Raw genomic sequence first — 16,105 nt, forward strand, 5'->3', positions numbered from 1 at the left:
GGAGAAGTAGACATACAATACATATCGTGATGATGACTGTATATTCTATGTATGGATATACAAATTGAATGTCAAAGGGGATAGCGAAAACAATGAAACCTATCACGGCGGAACAAGCGAAGCTAGATCAACAATTTTACGGGGAAAACGGCTACTGGATTAGTCCGGTTGTCTTCGATGCAGAAGAAGTAGAAGCGCTGCGCAAAGCGCATGATCGCATTTGGAATCAAGATTTCGACGGTGACGCTTACCCGCTTACGGAATGGTTCCCGAGCGACAATCCGACCCGTCTGCGCAAGATCGACAATGCTTGGTGGATCAACGACGAGGTGTACAAAACGGTAACCGCTCGCAAACTCGGCAAATTGGCGGCAAACTTGATGAACACGAACGAAGTTCGCGTTTGGTATGACCAAGCGATCTACAAGCCGGGTACCGGCAAAGGCGAGCAAACATCCGTTGGCAACGTTGGCTGGCATCAGGATTATGTGTACTGGCAATGCACGAACACAACAAACTTAGTTACGGCTTGGATTGCGCTGCAGGATACGGATCTGTCCAATGGCTGCATGCAAGTGATTCCAGGCTCGCACAAATGGGGACTTCTGAACTCCGACGGCTTCTTCAACACGGAGCTTGAAGCAGTGAAGAAACAAATGGAAGTCGATGAGAAGCCATGGCGCGAAGAGCCGCTTATTCTCAAAGCAGGCCAAGTGAGCTTCCACCATTCGTATACGATCCACGGATCCAGACAAAATTATTCCAACGACCCGCGCCTTAGCATCGTTGCGCATTATATTCCGCAAGGAACGGCTTATAAGAGAACTCAGAATGTCGATAATATTCGTCTGCTGGGCCCTCGTCCTAAGGAAGGCGACCTGTATGACAACCAATATTTCCCGCTTGCATACTCGTCATCTGAGGAATAATAAGAGCTGATTTTCCGCGTCAAACCTCGGTTTTTGACGAACGGACGAACTTTATTTTGACCATGACCCCCTTAAATGCTCGGCTACTCTCCGAACGATATGAGCGAAAGTAAAAACAGCGGCACGGACCGCATTCGCGAGGAGAGTGGCAGCACCATGAAAACAGCCATTTTGAAAAAGGCGGCAATTACATCAGTGGCGTTACTAACCCTGGCAGGTGGCGCAGGCAGCGCTTTTGCTCACGGTAACGACAAAGGACATGACGATAAAGGCAATCATCAAAGCAACAACGGAAAGAACAATAACAAGAACGATGATAAGAAAGATAATGATAAACACGGCATCAACCTTCAGTTCAAGGATGAGAAAGAGCTGAAATGGGCGCTTGAGTACATCATTCGTCTGGCTTCCAAAGGCGTGTTCAACGGCTATGATGACGGCACGTTCAAGCCTCAGCAGAAGATTACGCGCATCGAATCCATCGTAGCGGCTGTTCGTTTGATGGGTCTGAAAGAGCAAGCGGAATCGCAGGCTGAAATGAGCACAAAGCTGCATTTCAAAGACGCTGATGTTCTTGCCAAAAAATACCCATGGGCAGTCGGCTACGTGGCTGTAGCGCTTGAGAAAGACTTGTTCAGCGAAACTGACGATGCGATTCAACCGGACAAGCCTGCAACTCGTTTGTTCGCGGCAACTTTGCTTGTGAAAGCATTGGGCTTGGAAGCAGAAGCGAAAGCGAAAGTGAACTCGGACCTGAAGTTCCGCGACGCGGATAAAATCCCTGCGGGATCTGTTGGTTACGTTGCAGTAGCGATCGAGAAAGGCCTAATCACAGGCTATGAGGACAACTCGTTCCGTCCGAACCAACAAGTCACTCGCGCTGAGCTTGCGGCTCTGCTTGACCGTACGGATGAGCAGCTTCCGGATCAAGACGCTCAAGCGATCACAGGTAAGCTGAAGGCGGATCCTGCAAGCAACGCAATCGTAGTCGTGAAACCAAACAACACCGAAGTGGCGCTTGCGCTTGACCCGAACGTCTTCATTTTCCGTAATAACGTGAAGGTTGCGGTATCGGCACTGAAAGCCGGCGACGAAGTTCTTGTTCGTACGTACCAAAACAAAGTCGTGTTCATCGAAGTGACGAAGCTGGCTTCTGAGCAGCCTGCCGTTACAACTCAAGTTGGCTTGTTCAACTCCTATTCCTTGAATGCGCAAGGTAAAATCGCAACGATTTCGATCACGCGCACAGAGAACGGCACTACGCAAGCGTATGTGTTTAACACGGCTCCTGACGTAGCGATCGTTGGCAACGCAGCATTGCTGGTAGCCGGTCATGCGGTTGAACTAACTGTCCTTAATAACCTCGTTTATTCCATCAAAGTACTATAATATTCGAGCTCTTAGAGGGCTCCATGACCTGCATCGCTGCAGGCATGGGGCCTTTTTGCTTGCGATTTTTCATTTTGCCGGAAATTTGGTAGTATCAGGGTGAGAATGTAGAGGTGATTGCGATGAAGCCAGTCTTAGAGGTAAAAGGGTTAACAGGCGGATACAGCCCCCGCAGGCCGGTGCTCCACGACTTGTCATTCGAAGTGGGTGCGGGTGAAATGGTTGGACTCATCGGGCTGAACGGTGCAGGCAAAAGCACGGCCATCAAGCATATTCTCGGTCTGATGCAGCCGCACAGCGGGGAGATTCGCATTAGCGGTCATACGCTGGCAGAGAATTCCGAAGCGTATCGCAGCTCGCTTGCTTATGTGCCGGAGTCGCCGCTGCTCTTCGATGAGCTGACGGTTGAGGAGCATTTGGCATTGACGGGCATGGCCTACAATGTGGAAGAAACCTTGTATAAGCAGCGAACGGAGAACTTGCTGGATGAGTTCTATATGACGCCGAAGCGAAGTGCTTTCGCGGCTCACTTATCCAAAGGAATGCGGCAGAAGGTCATGATCATGAATGCGCTGCTCGCAAGGCCTGCGCTATATGTCATTGACGAGCCGTTCCTTGGCCTCGATCCGCTCGGCATTCGTTCGCTGCTCGATAAACTGGTCGAGGTAACGAAGGAGGGCTCCTCTGTGTTTATGAGCTCCCATATCTTATCGACGGTAGAATCGTATTGCAGCCGGTTTATCGTGCTGCATCAAGGCGCTGTTGTTGCACAAGGCACGCTGCAGGATGTGTGCGAGGCAGCCGGGATGCCGCGTGAGAGCAGAGCCGGTTCGCTGGAAGAAGCCTTTTACCGTCTCGTGGCAGGTGGAGGGGCAAATGGAGCGATCGGTTGATTCGTTATGGCGTACGCGCTCAAGCACGTTCTGGCGCGGAGCATTGCCTTATTTTCGCTATATTGTTCAGAGTGGACTGCCGGGTGTAACGATCATGCTGCTGCTGGCCGGGTTAGCCGGGTACGGAATGCTGCTGCGTAATATGCCGGCTACCTTCCCGATAACGATTGTTGGCGTAGTCGTGCTGACGCCGTTCGTATGCTGGAGTCCCTTGCGGACATGGCTGCGTGAGGCAGATGTGGTGTTTCTGGTACCGCGTGAAGCGCAGCTGCCGTCTTATCTAAGACGTTCCTTTCGTTATAATGGCATGGGCATCATGGCTGCTGTTCTGTTGATGTGCGGCATCTATATTCCGCTTTACATTGCGGCGCATGGTCAGACAAGCAGCATCATAATCGTAGTTGCCGCGCTGTTGTTGAAGCTGCTGCACATGGGGGCAGCTTGGCGCGAGCGCCAGCTTGTTCATGCAGGAAGCAGGCGCAGCATTCGGCTGCTGCGCTGGTCCGCCACAGCGGTAGGCGTCGCGGCGCTGCTGCATACCGAGATATGGAAGACGGCGATTTATCTCGCAGTTGTCGGTTGTCTCTTCGGACTTCTGTACTTGCGCATGCCGCGTTATCCGATTCCATGGCTGCTGCTCATTGAGGAAGAGAAACGCACTCGGCGGAGGTATGATGTTTTCTTCGGGGCTTTCACGGATGTGCCGACAGAATCGGCAGCGGTCAAGTCACGGCCTTATGCGTCCTGGATTGCAAGGCGGATTCGGTACCGCAGGGAACATGCCTTTGTTTATCTCTATACATTTACACTGATCCGTACCGAGCTTGGCGGCATATTGCTGCGCTTAACAGGACTTGGTGTATTCACAGGCATCTTGTCTGCCTATTCCGGCCTGTGGTCAGGCTGGGGATCGGCCGGCGTCTGCATTCTGTTCGTCTGGTTGAGCGGGGTTCAGTTGAGCGCGCTTACGCAGGCGCACCGGCATTCGGTCTGGCGGCATGTCTACCCGCTGCCGGAGCAGACTCGTTATGATGCAGTAGTGCGCGTCGATCGTATGGCTGCGCTCTTGTGCGCCATTATCATCTGGCTTCCGCAGATCGTACTGCTGCCTTCACAAGGGCTCGTGGTACAGGCGTTAACCTCGCTTGCGTTGTCGCTGCTCTACGTCTTGGCGTTACGGCCGGGAAGAGTGAAGCGCAAACTCGTGTTTGATCCAGATGAGGATTAGAATAATTTGGGAAGCAATCTTGGTCCGTTATCAATAGGACTAAGGTTGCTTCTTTTTCTATGAAAAATTACGACAATTCGTCAATATAGCGTCGTTTAAAGGAGACTAGTATTTGTGGCAGCGCTTCATCCGGAAATTCAAACGAAATAGAGGTGCGATTATGCAAATTCTTTTCGACAACGAACGTGCCTGCAGGGGTTTTATGGAAAATGACAGTTTTATGCAGGGGGAAAAAGAAACAACAATTTATATGGACGTTCTGTGAAAAAATGGACGGAAAAGAATAAATAATACAATCGTACATAGATTATTTTATCCATTGCAAGAATGGCGACTTGTGCTGTTCGACATCACTGAGAAGCGGCACTGTCGAATCGTAGGGCACGAATATGCTGGAAGTAGGATTCAAAGTTTATGGCTGGAAGGTATACTGAATAACGAATTGAGAGCTGTTCTCAAACCTAGCAGATAACCAATTAGACCTAGTTTAATAATTTAAATCCGGATTGTAATGCAATTTTCTGTTTTCAAATATATGGAAAATTGTATATGTAAATAAAGCTATATTGTTTGGAACGTAAGCTTGATTAGAGAAGGAGAAGATGTTGTTGATGAGCAAAAAAAGAATGGTTGCTATGCTTCTTGCTGGAGGCGAAGGAAAGCGATTAGGCGTACTTACACAGGAGTTGGCGAAGCCTGCAGTTCATTTCGGAGGGAAGTATAGAATCATTGACTTCACGTTAAGCAACTGTGTACATTCCGGCATTGACACGGTGGGTGTGCTGACGCAATATCAGCCTCTTGTATTGAATGGTTATTTGGGCAACGGCAGCCCATGGGGGCTTGATAGACGCGATGGCGGCATGTCTATTCTTCCTCCTTATATGAAACAAAAAGGCGGCAAATGGTATAAAGGCACGGCAAATGCCATCTATCAAAATATCGGATTTATCGAACAGTATGAGCCTGAATATGTACTTGTTATCTCCGGCGATCACATCTATAAAATGGATTACAACCGGATGCTGGAGCAGCATGAGGCGCGCGGCGCTGACGTTACCATCGCATGTCTCCAAGTAGACCTGAAAGAAGCAAGCCGGTTTGGCATTATGCATGTCGACGATTCAGGGGCCATTACTTCCTTCGTAGAGAAGCCGAAAGTCCCTACGAGCAACCTTGCCTCGATGGGCGTTTATATATTCAAGTGGTCAGCCCTTAAGAAATACTTGATTCGTGATGAAGCTAATGAACTTTCGGGTAATGATTTCGGTAAAGACATTATCCCGGCCATGCTCGATGATGGGATGAAGCTGGATTCCTATACGTTTGACGGGTATTGGAAGGATGTCGGCACACTTGAGAGCTTATGGGAAGCGAACATGGATCTGTTAGCGAAGACACCATCACTTGATTTGAACGATTATAATTGGCCAATCTATTCGGTTCAGCCGAATCGTCCGGCACATTTTGCGGCAGCTGGGGCAAAGATTTCGAATTCGCTCGTTACGGAAGGCTGCACTGTGGAAGGAACAGTGGTCGGTTCCGTACTCTTCTGTGACGTTCAGGTGGGGCGAGACAGCCGAATTCAGGATTCGGTTATTATGCCCGGCGTGCAGATAGGCAAGGGAGTCAGCATTTATAAAGCAATTATCGCAGAGGGAACCGTTATTCCCGATGGTGCTTCGATAGGCGGTCCTGAATTCAGTGAGGTTACGGTTGTGAATCAATCCATGACGGAGGTAGAGCAGCTGTGCAAGCAAATATTCTCGGCATAATCAATCTCATCCATGCACCGGATGAAATGGGGTCTCTTACGGCGAATCGTTGCTTAGCGTCTGTTCCTTTCGGCGGCCAATATCGGCTGATTGATTTTGTACTATCGAGTATGGCGAATTCCGGCATTACGAAGGTTGGCATTTTCGCGCATACGAAATATCGCGGCCTGATGGATCATCTTGATTCGGGTAAACACTGGGATCTTGAGCACCCTGAAAGCGGGTTATCCATTATTCCGCCTAATATTATGGAACATGCGCATGAAACGAACCGTGGTGATCTGTATCATTTCTATGAGAATCAGGACTACTTTAAGCATCATTCCTGCGAATATGTTTTAATTACACGCGGTTATATGATCTGTAACGTTGATTTTAAGCCTGTATTGGCTGCACATCAGGCAAGCGGGGCGGATATTACGGTCATTTGCAAGCAGTCGAACAACCTCTTGGGCGGAAAAGCAAGGAAGGTCAAGACCGATGCAGGCGGCCGTATCACCTCCATTGCACCGATGTCCGATGAAGCGGACCATGATCTGATTTCTATGGAAATGTACATCATGCGTAAAGAGCTGCTGCTTGATTTGGTCGATACTTCCTTGGCGCAAGGGCAGGATCATCTCGTGGAGCATGCCATCATGGGCGGGGTCGACCAGCTGCATATTCAGAGCTATATACATGAAGGCTGCCTAGGTGTGGTCAATACGCTGGCCAGCTATTATGAGAACAGCATGCAGCTGCTGCGTCCCGGCATTCGAAGAGGTCTGTTTGCTCAACAGGGGAGTATCATAACGAAGCTTAATGACGAGCCGCCTGCACGTTATGTCGAGGGCTCAAGGGCAAGCAATTCGATCATCGCCAATGGCTGTATCATTGAGGGCACTGTAATAAACAGCATCTTGTTCGAAGGGGTTCATGTACGTAAAGGTGCGGTCGTCCGCGACAGTATTGTGATGTGCAACAGTGTTATCGACGATGAAGGATTCGTGGATCATGAAATCCTGGATAAAGAGGTCCGATTGGCGTCATCGAAGAGGTATGCTTAAAGCGGCTGGCGGCGACATGCAAAAAAGGGCAGTGAGGAAAGGTCGTTAACATGACTTTCTCTCATTGCCCTTCTTGCTTATTGAAAGCAGGAGCTGCTAGTTATTTGCTGGCAACCGCGACATCTTGAACGGCTTTGTAGATGGTATCGAACAGCTCTTCGAGGTTCTCTTCTTCAATGCAAGAGAAGGCTACGCGAAGGTCGGTTTCGCCAAGTGCGATTGTACCGATTTCGTAGGTGTCGAGCAGACGTTTACGGACGGTTTCAGCTTCCACATTGTTCAGCTTGAGGCACATGAAGTAGCCGGAGTTGAACGGATAGTAGGACCAAACATCGCCGTAGCGGCCGCTGTCGAGTAGTTCTTTCACTCGATTGGCGCGACCTTTCATAATCGCGTACTTCTCTTCCTTCTGGGGTTCGAAGTCCTTCGATTGCAGCGCGTGAAGCACGAAGGTTTGGGACGGATGCGGGCCGCTCGAAATTGTCGCACGGATAATGCCGAGTGTCTTCTGCTCAAGCGCAGCAAGCACGGCATCGGAAGCACCTGCATACGTAATGAACCCTACGCGGAAGCCCCATACGTATTCTTCCTTCGTCGCGCCGTCGACTTTGATCGGCAGCACGCGAGGGTGTAGATCGGACAATTGGCCAAACAGTGATTCATGCATCGAACCTTCGAAGAACAGACCGAAGTATGCATCGTCGGTAACGACTACAACGTTGATGCCGGCTTCTGCCGCATCGCGGATTGCAGCAACGATTTCAGCGCCTTCTTGCGCGCCCGGTGTGTAACCCGTTGGGTTGTTCGGGAAGTTGAGCACGACGATCGCTTTGCCTTTGCTCTTCTGAGCAAGCAATGCTTCGCGGAGTCCGTCGCTGTTGAAGCGGTTCTCGTTGTTGTACAGCGGATATTGGACGATCTCGGCGCCGCGGCGAATGCCGAAGGTCAGTTCGTAATTTTCCCAGTTCTTGTTCGGAATAATAACCGCGTCCCCTGCATCTGCGAACAGATCCGCTACAATGCTGAGGCCATGCGTCAGTGCGTTCGTCACGACAGGGTTGCCGTAGTTCTTATTGGCAAGCGAAGGGTTCTCCTTCAGCATTTTGCTGCGCCATGCGGAGCGCAGCTCCGGCTTGCCTGCCGGTGGTGCATATTCATAGAGATCCTTCGGATTATAAGCGGAGAGCGTGTCTTGAATGACCTTCAAATGCATAGGCTGGCCGTTCTCAATGGCAATACCAATTGTTGCATTGTACTTCTTCGCCTTCGCTTTTGCTTCGGCAGATTGGCTCAAAATGCCTTCCTTCGGGAAATAAATAGCTTTACCGAGTGTTGACAACATGGCGAATACATGACCATTCTCTCGCTCAATCGTCGCGTTCAATTGCTGGGCAAGTGGGTTCATCGACTTCATTCATCCTTCCGGCGTTTCATTCTCATTTGGTCCCCATTGGAAACCGTTTAGGAGATATTATATCACTGTTTGGGAGTGGAAGGCCATGTTACAAACACTTTTTTGCAACAATTATTTCGTGAGAGTCGTCCTTCTTGCATGGTGTCCATATTGGCAAAGGAATCGCAGTATTGTATGATGACAACGATATTGTTTTTGCAAACGGAGGAAGCTGAGATGCTGCACTGTGCGCCGACATCTTTTCAATTAAAACCCGCGTTAGCCAAAATCGTCTGCGAGCCGGGATGGAAGTGGCAAAAGCGCGAAAAACCGCTGGCGAATTACGACTTATTCTATGTATGGAGCGGCAGCGGAGAAGTTCAATTAAACGGCGTGCCTTTCTCGGTTAGTAAAGGGAGCTGCTTTCTATTTAAGCCTGGGGATTATACGAGTGCGACTCATAATCCGCAGAAGCCGCTTGTTCTGACGTATATTCATTTTGACGTATCCGAGACTGTCAGCGTCGTGCCGCAATCGTATCGGATCCTCGCAGAGACGGTAGATTTCGAGCATCTGTTGTCCCGTTACGTACGTTTGTTTCTAGTGAAGACCTTCGCCGCAGAGGAAGAGGCGCAATTGATCCTGAAGCAGCTCATGATTTACTTGCTGCGTGAGGATCTGGAAGGTCCTGTAGAACGGAAGGTCAGCAATCAATTGACTGAAGCCATCCATGAGGTGGCCAACTATATTCGGCAAAACCCCGGGATCGCGCATCGAGTGGAAGATTTGGCCCAGCGTGCGCAGCTGTCGCCGAGATATTTTTCGATCAAGTTCAAGGAACTGATCGGTTCATCGGTGCAGAACTACATGATTCGCACACGAATCGATCGGGCGCAGCATTTGCTCATGCATGCCGGCATGAATGTGACGGAAGTCGCCGATGCGCTCGGGTATCGCGATATATTCTTCTTCAGCAGGCAGTTCAAGCAGTATACAGGGAAGAGCCCATCGGAAATCCGATAGGCTCTTTTTTTTGCTCGTTATAGGTACAGGCAGTTCCTGATGCAATTCGAGATCAATAATATAGTATGCGACATAGTCTGAGGGAGCGGAGAGAGGCGAAAATATGGCCGAAATAGCTAAGAAAGTCAATATTTCATTATCGGCGCCTGAATTCACGTACTTTAACGAAATCAAGTATTCTGTAGGGAATGACCCGCTTGTACAAGTAGATCCCCTGCGTAGATTGGCAAGCGGCAATTATCTGGTTACACTGCGCGTGAAAGGGACGCTTAAAGCGAAAGCACTTGCGACGCTTCTCGTGCTGAACCGAAATTTAGGGAGTTATCGGATCTTTGTGAGGGTGCGAGACAGCCAAGGCAAGCCGGTGACGCCGATTACGAGCAACCTGACTCCACGTGCCATCGCCATTCTCTTCCGCAGAGCATTTTGCACGAATAGGCTGTTCAAATTCGTCGCAGTTAGGAATACGTTCGGCCTTATATCTGTATTTCCCGTGTTTAAAGTCTTTGTCGTTCAGTTCTATAATGACGATCTCTCGGACTTCTATAGCAACTATAATAATGTGGCCGCTGCGGTCTTCCGAAACGTTCTTCGGAAATCGATACAACGTGCCACGATTCAATGCTCAACAGCACAGAAGAAATAAGGGTAGGTATGAGAACAAGGCAGCCGGGTGGCTGCCTTGTTCTGCTGTGCTGTGCGCTGTAGAGGCTGTCGTCGCTTTCCCGTTCAGTCCCCGATGGCCTTCGCATGCGGGCAGTAGCGGTGCATCATGGCGATTGTCTCCGCGTCCATCGGAAGATCGCGCTCAGCCAGCCGGTCTGTAATCGTTGTTTTCTCAGCTTCCTTGAGGTTCTGTCCGAATTTGAACTTCCCTGTCATCCGGTCGGCATCGATCCGTACGACGGCAACGCCTTTCAGACGCGGGATGTAGTCGGGGTCGCTGGCATCAATCGTTTTGTAGCCGCCTTCCGGCTGCAGCTTGCGCATGAGAGCTTCGAGAGCTTCTGCTTTCTCATTCGGATCATCGACCACGACAGCGCAGCCATCCACGCGGACGGATTTGAAGAAAGCCGTTGCCGGACAAGCCATCAGCGGATCGGTGAAATACGAGGGAATGATCGCATATTCTTTGGCGGCCATGAAGCTAACGCGTTGGTCAGCCTTTAATTGTGCATTTTCTCGCCGGCTCTGCTTCCGTGAAAATAGATGCTCCCGTTTACATAGACGAAGTTTAGCGGAGTCATGTTAGGCTCGCCGTTTGCTGAAACGGTTCCCAGAAACCCAAAGCTCATCTCCTGGAGAAAACTCTCCAATTCCTCGTGGTTCTCTGCTTCGTTCATCGCAAATTCTTTTCTGCGCATCGTTGCTCCCCCTCCATTGCTAATCCCAATAATGCCCGCGCGCCGGACTTAATAGGTAAGAGCATACTGCGATTATTGACAATTAAAAAGATCCAATTTAGTCTAATTTCAATAGACCAATTATCAGCGGCACTAAAGATGGGGGCAAATGTGCATTATGGATATGGATTTTCGCATTCCCTTTGAGCGGTATTACGAGGAACTCGGACGCAAGACAGAGGCATTGTTTCATGCACTTCGTGAAGGGATCGTGAGTGGCACGCTGGCGGGAGGAGCTCGCTTGCCTTCCAGCAGGAAGCTAGCCGAATTGTATGGCGTGTCGCGCGGCTCTGTGAATCAAGCCTATGACATGCTGATTGCGGAAGGGTATGCCTGGGCTGAGGGCGGAAGCGGAACGTTTGTCGCGGCTTCTTCTGGTGTTGTAAAAGATAGGGAGTCGGGGACAATTGCCGGTGCTCGTGTTACATTGTCGGCTTGGGCCGAGCAGCTTACTTCTTCCAGGAAGCTGTTTGTGACCGTTGAGAATCATCCGTTTCAGGGAGCTGGTGGCGCGGAGGAGATCAGTTTTCGGCTGGGGCAGGTGGATTCGTCGCAATTTCCGGTGGAGGAGTGGAAAGCGGCGCTGCATGCCGAGGTTCGCGAGATGATGGCTGCGTTTCCCGCTATCAGCAGTGAGGTGGAAGGTTACCTTCCTCTGAGAGAAGCGATTGCTAAGGGCTTGCGCCGTGAGCGAGGAATTCGCGCGAATGCTTCGCAAATTTATATTACGAACGGCTCGATGCATGCGATCGCGCTGTTGTCTATGCTGCTCGTGCGTCCGGAGCTCCCGGTGGTGGTGGAAAATCCATGCTTCACCGGCATTCGCAGAGCGGTTGCCGCTGCTGGCGGCTCGATTCTGGCAGCTGCCGTTGACGATGAAGGCATCGTGCCGCAGGACTGGCCATCCAAGCTGCTCGTCGTGACGCCGACACGACAATATCCTACCGGCGCGGTGCTGTCGGCGAAACGAAGAGCGGAATTGCTTAAATGGGCAGGGAGGCAAGGAGCTGTCATTATCGAGGATGACTACGATAGCGAGCTGCGCTGGGGAGGCAGGCCGGTAGAGCCGCTTAAGGCGCTCGATCATGATGATCGCGTCGTCTATATGGGCACCTTCTCAAAGACGATGTTCGTCGATTTGCGCCTTGGTTATGTAGTGCTGCCTGCGTCTTTGGCAGAGCCGTTTCGCCTGGCAAAAGCGCTGCTGGAGCCGCATCCATCGGCTCTTGTTGAGCAGCGAGCACTTGCGCATTTTATAACGAGCGGCTGTTATTCTCGTCACTTGCGGCGGATGAAGCGGGTTATCGGTCGGCGGCTGCTTGTCTTTCGTGAACAATTCGAGAGTCGTCTGACAAGGTGGTTCAGGTTCGTTCCTGCGGATGCGGGACTTCACGTGTATGCCGAGTGGCGGGGCGATCGGGAGAGCTATGTCCGTCTTCAGGATGCGTGTGCAGCAGCTGGCGTTCATTGGTCTGTAGGTGACTCGTTATGGGAGGGCGAAATGCCTTTCCATACGGCGCTGTTCGGCTTCTCGCATTTGACGGAGGAGCAGATTGCTGCTGGAGCAGAGCGGATTGAAGCGATCGCGGTGTCGTTGTTGGGGGAGGGGGCGGAATGAGCGGGGAGGCGCTGAACGGCGCACCGCTGTGCGAAGTGCGCACGCTGTGCACCTCGAGCACCTCGAGCACCTCGAGCACCTCGCGCAATCCGTGCACTTCGCGCACTTCGCGCACCACGTCGTACCCGGAGCACCTCGCGTACCCCGAGCACTTCGCATCTCCATCGCCCCCGCGTACACCCGATGCACCTCCATCGCAACTTGCACCCGTCACGCACTTGTCGTACCCCGAGCACCCGTCTCACACGCTAACGAACCGTGGGGGCCTTATTTGCTCGAAAATAGCTTCTTCCAAAATCTAACGAACCGTGGAGACGCTATTGCGGGGAATGAAGACGAAAATAGGCGTGTTGACACCAAATAAGACCTGTGGGATCCGTTAGAAATTCAAATCAGCTTTTTTGAATCAAATAAGACCTGTGTGGTTCGTTAGAGCTAGAATCCGCGGAATCAAAAAAGCTGCCACAAAAGTGAGTCACACTTTTGGACAGCTTTTTCCATATTCTATGTGTTGGCAAGCGTGCCGAGCTTCTCGCCCATGCGCACTTTAAGTCCTGTCTTCATATCCGGACGCGGAGAGAAGCTGTCATCCTCAGTCAAGAGTACGACGGTTGAGCCAAACTCGAAGTAGGCCAGATCGGCACCTTTGTCCATTCGTTCCTGCAAGGGCAATACATATTTGATACTGCTGACGTTCATCGCGCCAACCTTGACGATAGCAGACTCTGCATTGGCATGACGCATGTAGGTGATGAGCCTTTCGTTGCGGCTCAGCACGCGACGCATATGCCGGAGGCCGAAATCGTTGACGGGATAGACTTTGCCGAGTACATGCTCGCGTTCTACAATCGTACCAGCTATAGGCGTATGTATGCGGTGATAATCGGTTGGGCTGAGATACAGCACCATGTAGTAGCCATTCTTGTAATTCTCCATACGGGGAGAGCGGTTGAGCAGCTCTTCGATGGTGTAATCTTGGCCCTTGACGTTAAGAATCGTGCCTTGCTCTATCGGACCGCAGCCTGTAATAAGTGCATCAACCGGGCTGACAAGCGCAGCTGGGTCAGCATCAATTACACGTGCGCCGGGCTTCAAGCGCCTTGTGAAAAACTCATTTAACGTAGAATACTCATGCAGCTGTTTCTCGGCTTCCTCTATAGCGATCCCGTACATACGGGCGAATCTTGGAATAAAGCGCCGGCTAGCGGGCGACTGGGCGAATCGACCGGTTATGCGCGAAATCCATTTGCGCGAGCTAAGCTCAGTCATGGATCGGAGCAGCCATTTGGTCATGCCGGTAGTTCACGTCCTCTCTGGATTAAACGGGGGTTCGTCGTGGTGGTCTCCGACTAGTTTGACATATCGCGACTCATTTATCAATAGAGTTCACCGGAAGCATGTTTAAGGGGCGAGTAGGTATGCAAATACTGTCATATGAGGTGATCGTATGACAGGGTTAGTGCTCATTGGAGCGATTATTGGAGGCTTAATTCTAGCAGTGCTTCGGGTCAAGTACGAAGCTCTTCGTAAAATCATTGATGGGCTGGCAGTCTTAGCCTATCTGGGCTTCTTCAGCATTGCAGCGAACAGCGTGGCGAGAACACTGCTTGACGATACCGTATTTATGACGCAGGTGCATGAGGTGCTGCTAAGTCCGGTTTTTCTGGTGAGCGGTGCTTATTTGGGACCCTATGGATTGTGTATGCTGCTTCAGCAGGTATGGAGCAGACGCCAATAAGTTGGATGCAGCGGAATCGGTGGAATGGGGCCTCTGTCGGAGTCAGCAAGCGAACCTTGTACGTATGATAGGAGAAGCAAGCTGTTGAAAGAGAGGCGGGCTTCGTTCATGGCCAGAGCTAGAGCCAAAATCGCATTTGTGACACCGGGTACGTATGTACTGCCTTCTCAGAGCAGCAGCTCCGTGGAGCGGGTAGTTGAGAAGCTTGTGCCGCTGCTTGTTCCTCGAGTGGAAGCTTACATCTATGGGAGATCAAGCCGGACGCTGGAGAATAGGACGATGCTTGGCGGAGCATCCGTAGTTCGCTACCCGGCTCATAATAAACGGCTGTATTTGAAGCGGGTAGGAAAATCCATCCTGACTCACCAACCGGATTTGCTGCAGATCGAGAATCGACCTCTTTATGCGTTGAAGCTTAGAAGACTGCGGCCGCAGAGCAAAATATGGCTGAACCTGCATTCCTCGACTTTTATCCGTAAACAGGCCATTAGCAGTGCACTCCTAACTCAGAGTTTCCGAGCTGCCGATCGCATTATCGTGAACAGCGAGTATTTGAGAGAGGACGTTGCCGCTCGAGTGCCGGAGTGCGCCGAGAAACTGCGTGTCGTCTATCTCGGAGTCGATACGGAGCGTTTTCAATCTCAGTACTCCATAATGGGGGCTTATCGTAGGGCTCAACTTCGAAATGAACGCGGATGGTCGGGCAGAAGTGTCATTTTGTTTATGGGCAGACTTCTTGCAATCAAAGGGGTCCACCACTTGCTGAAGCTTATGCCAAAGCTTGTGCAGGAGCATCCTTCAGCACTTCTGGTTATTGTAGGTGGTGCGTTCTATGGTTCCAAACGTACAACTCCGTATGTGAAACAGCTGCGGCAGCTTGGTCGGAAGCTGAAGGGGCATGTGCAGTTTGTGCCTTATGTACCTTATTCCGAAGTGCCGAGCTGGTTCCTCGCAGCGGATGTCGCTGTTGTTCCATCTGGAAAGCGGGAGGCATTCGGCCTTGTGAACGTGGAGGCGATGTCCTGCGGTTTGCCTGTCGTCGCGACGCGGGCGGGCGGAATGAAAGAAATTATTGAGGATGGCGTTACCGGTTATTTGGTCAATCCGGATGATGTGGTTCATGAAATGCGTGAACGCTTGCTGGAGCTCTTGCGCGATGATCAGCTGCGTATGCAGATGGGTCGAAAGAGTCGGGAGCGGGTGGAGCAGCATTTTACTTGGCAGCACTCGGCAGAGCGATGGTTGGAGCTGTTTCGAGACGCGCAGATGGAAACCGATGTTGATGCGGAGGGGCGCTGGGATTAGATCCGATAGATGAAATAAAATGTAAAATTAAGGTTGAAAAATGTCGAAAGCCAAAGTAAGATAGGAAGTAGCAAAAGATAGAGAATGGTAGGCAACAACGGATAACGTTGCTTAAGGAATTGATAGAGACGACATGCAGGAGGCACCTGCTTGCGGCTGATTATTCAGCTTGCGGGCAGGTGCTTTTTTTGCATTATAGGCTGGATAAAATGGTATAAAATGATAGATTTATCTCGTCGAATTATGGTGAAAAGTGGTAGAATATGTTAGTTCCTATGAAGGCAGCTTAGTCAAATTCAACTTAGAGGAGTGTTTGGAATGAAGATGTTTTATTCGCTTGTAGTGCTAATTATGTTGATAGTGAT

Annotated in this window: 13 protein-coding genes and 1 pseudogene; 11 read left to right on the forward strand and 3 right to left on the reverse strand. The window is 50.7% G+C overall.

Translation table 11 applies throughout. The features are described from left to right. Positions 1-92 precede the first annotated feature (92 nt). From AC0YNS_RS12610 to glgD, 6 genes are all read left to right on the forward strand, one after another. Positions 93-929 carry a phytanoyl-CoA dioxygenase family protein gene (locus AC0YNS_RS12610; protein ID WP_475781337.1) on the forward strand — a complete coding sequence of 279 codons (837 nt, stop codon included), beginning with the start codon at positions 93-95 and terminating at the stop codon, positions 927-929. 156 nt (positions 930-1,085) lie between these two features. Continuing rightward, positions 1,086-2,318: an S-layer homology domain-containing protein gene (locus AC0YNS_RS12615; RefSeq protein WP_475781338.1), complete on the forward strand. Its 1,233-nt coding sequence runs from the start codon at positions 1,086-1,088 to the stop codon at positions 2,316-2,318. A 116-nt stretch (positions 2,319-2,434) separates the two neighbouring features. Beyond that, on the forward strand, positions 2,435-3,211 hold the full coding sequence (locus AC0YNS_RS12620) for an ABC transporter ATP-binding protein (RefSeq protein WP_475781874.1): 777 nt from the start codon (positions 2,435-2,437) through the stop codon (positions 3,209-3,211). Continuing rightward, the gene (locus AC0YNS_RS12625; RefSeq protein WP_475781339.1) at positions 3,195-4,439 is read left to right on the forward strand and encodes an ABC transporter permease; all 1,245 of its coding nucleotides are present in this window, start codon (positions 3,195-3,197) and stop codon (positions 4,437-4,439) included. Before AC0YNS_RS12620 ends, AC0YNS_RS12625 begins: the two co-directional genes overlap by 17 nt. Before the next feature lie 611 nt (positions 4,440-5,050). After that, positions 5,051-6,214 carry a glucose-1-phosphate adenylyltransferase gene (locus AC0YNS_RS12630; RefSeq protein ID WP_475781340.1) on the forward strand — a complete coding sequence of 388 codons (1,164 nt, stop codon included), beginning with the start codon at positions 5,051-5,053 and terminating at the stop codon, positions 6,212-6,214. After that, on the forward strand, positions 6,190-7,260 hold the full coding sequence (gene glgD, locus AC0YNS_RS12635; protein ID WP_475781341.1) for a glucose-1-phosphate adenylyltransferase subunit GlgD: 1,071 nt from the start codon (positions 6,190-6,192) through the stop codon (positions 7,258-7,260). Before AC0YNS_RS12630 ends, glgD begins: the two co-directional genes overlap by 25 nt. A 100-nt stretch (positions 7,261-7,360) precedes the next feature. On the opposite strand, the gene AC0YNS_RS12640 is transcribed toward glgD, so the two are convergent. Further along, entirely contained in the window at positions 7,361-8,665 is a 1,305-nt protein-coding gene (locus AC0YNS_RS12640) for an aminotransferase class I/II-fold pyridoxal phosphate-dependent enzyme (RefSeq protein ID WP_475781342.1), read from the reverse strand. Positions 8,666-8,890: 225 nt separating this feature from the next. Between AC0YNS_RS12640 and AC0YNS_RS12645 the strand changes: the two genes are divergently transcribed. Beyond that, the gene (locus AC0YNS_RS12645) at positions 8,891-9,676 is read left to right on the forward strand and encodes a helix-turn-helix domain-containing protein (protein ID WP_475781875.1); all 786 of its coding nucleotides are present in this window, start codon (positions 8,891-8,893) and stop codon (positions 9,674-9,676) included. Positions 9,677-9,779: 103 nt separating this feature from the next. After that, positions 9,780-10,322 carry a hypothetical protein gene (locus AC0YNS_RS12650; protein WP_475781343.1) on the forward strand — a complete coding sequence of 181 codons (543 nt, stop codon included), beginning with the start codon at positions 9,780-9,782 and terminating at the stop codon, positions 10,320-10,322. Between the two features lie 83 nt (positions 10,323-10,405). Here the strand turns inward: AC0YNS_RS12650 and AC0YNS_RS12655 are convergent. Next, positions 10,406-11,040: pseudogene (locus AC0YNS_RS12655) on the reverse strand (pyridoxamine 5'-phosphate oxidase family protein). Positions 11,041-11,197: 157 nt separating this feature from the next. Between AC0YNS_RS12655 and pdxR the strand changes: the two are divergent. Continuing rightward, positions 11,198-12,697: a MocR-like pyridoxine biosynthesis transcription factor PdxR gene (pdxR, locus tag AC0YNS_RS12660; RefSeq protein WP_475781344.1), complete on the forward strand. Its 1,500-nt coding sequence runs from the start codon at positions 11,198-11,200 to the stop codon at positions 12,695-12,697. Positions 12,698-13,201: 504 nt separating this feature from the next. Here pdxR and asd read toward each other — a convergent pair. Then, positions 13,202-13,990: an archaetidylserine decarboxylase gene (gene asd / locus AC0YNS_RS12665; RefSeq protein ID WP_475781345.1), complete on the reverse strand. Its 789-nt coding sequence runs from the start codon at positions 13,988-13,990 to the stop codon at positions 13,202-13,204. A gap of 154 nt (positions 13,991-14,144) precedes the next feature. Here asd and AC0YNS_RS12670 point away from each other — a divergent pair, with 154 nt between their 5' ends. Together AC0YNS_RS12670 and AC0YNS_RS12675 are read left to right on the forward strand one after the other, a co-directional pair. Then, entirely contained in the window at positions 14,145-14,435 is a 291-nt protein-coding gene (locus AC0YNS_RS12670; protein WP_475781346.1) for a transposase, read from the forward strand. Between the two features lie 108 nt (positions 14,436-14,543). Further along, positions 14,544-15,740 carry a glycosyltransferase family 4 protein gene (locus AC0YNS_RS12675; protein WP_475781347.1) on the forward strand — a complete coding sequence of 399 codons (1,197 nt, stop codon included), beginning with the start codon at positions 14,544-14,546 and terminating at the stop codon, positions 15,738-15,740. Positions 15,741-16,105 lie beyond the last annotated feature (365 nt).

It is taken from the genome of Paenibacillus sp. J22FR21, assembly GCF_056269135.1.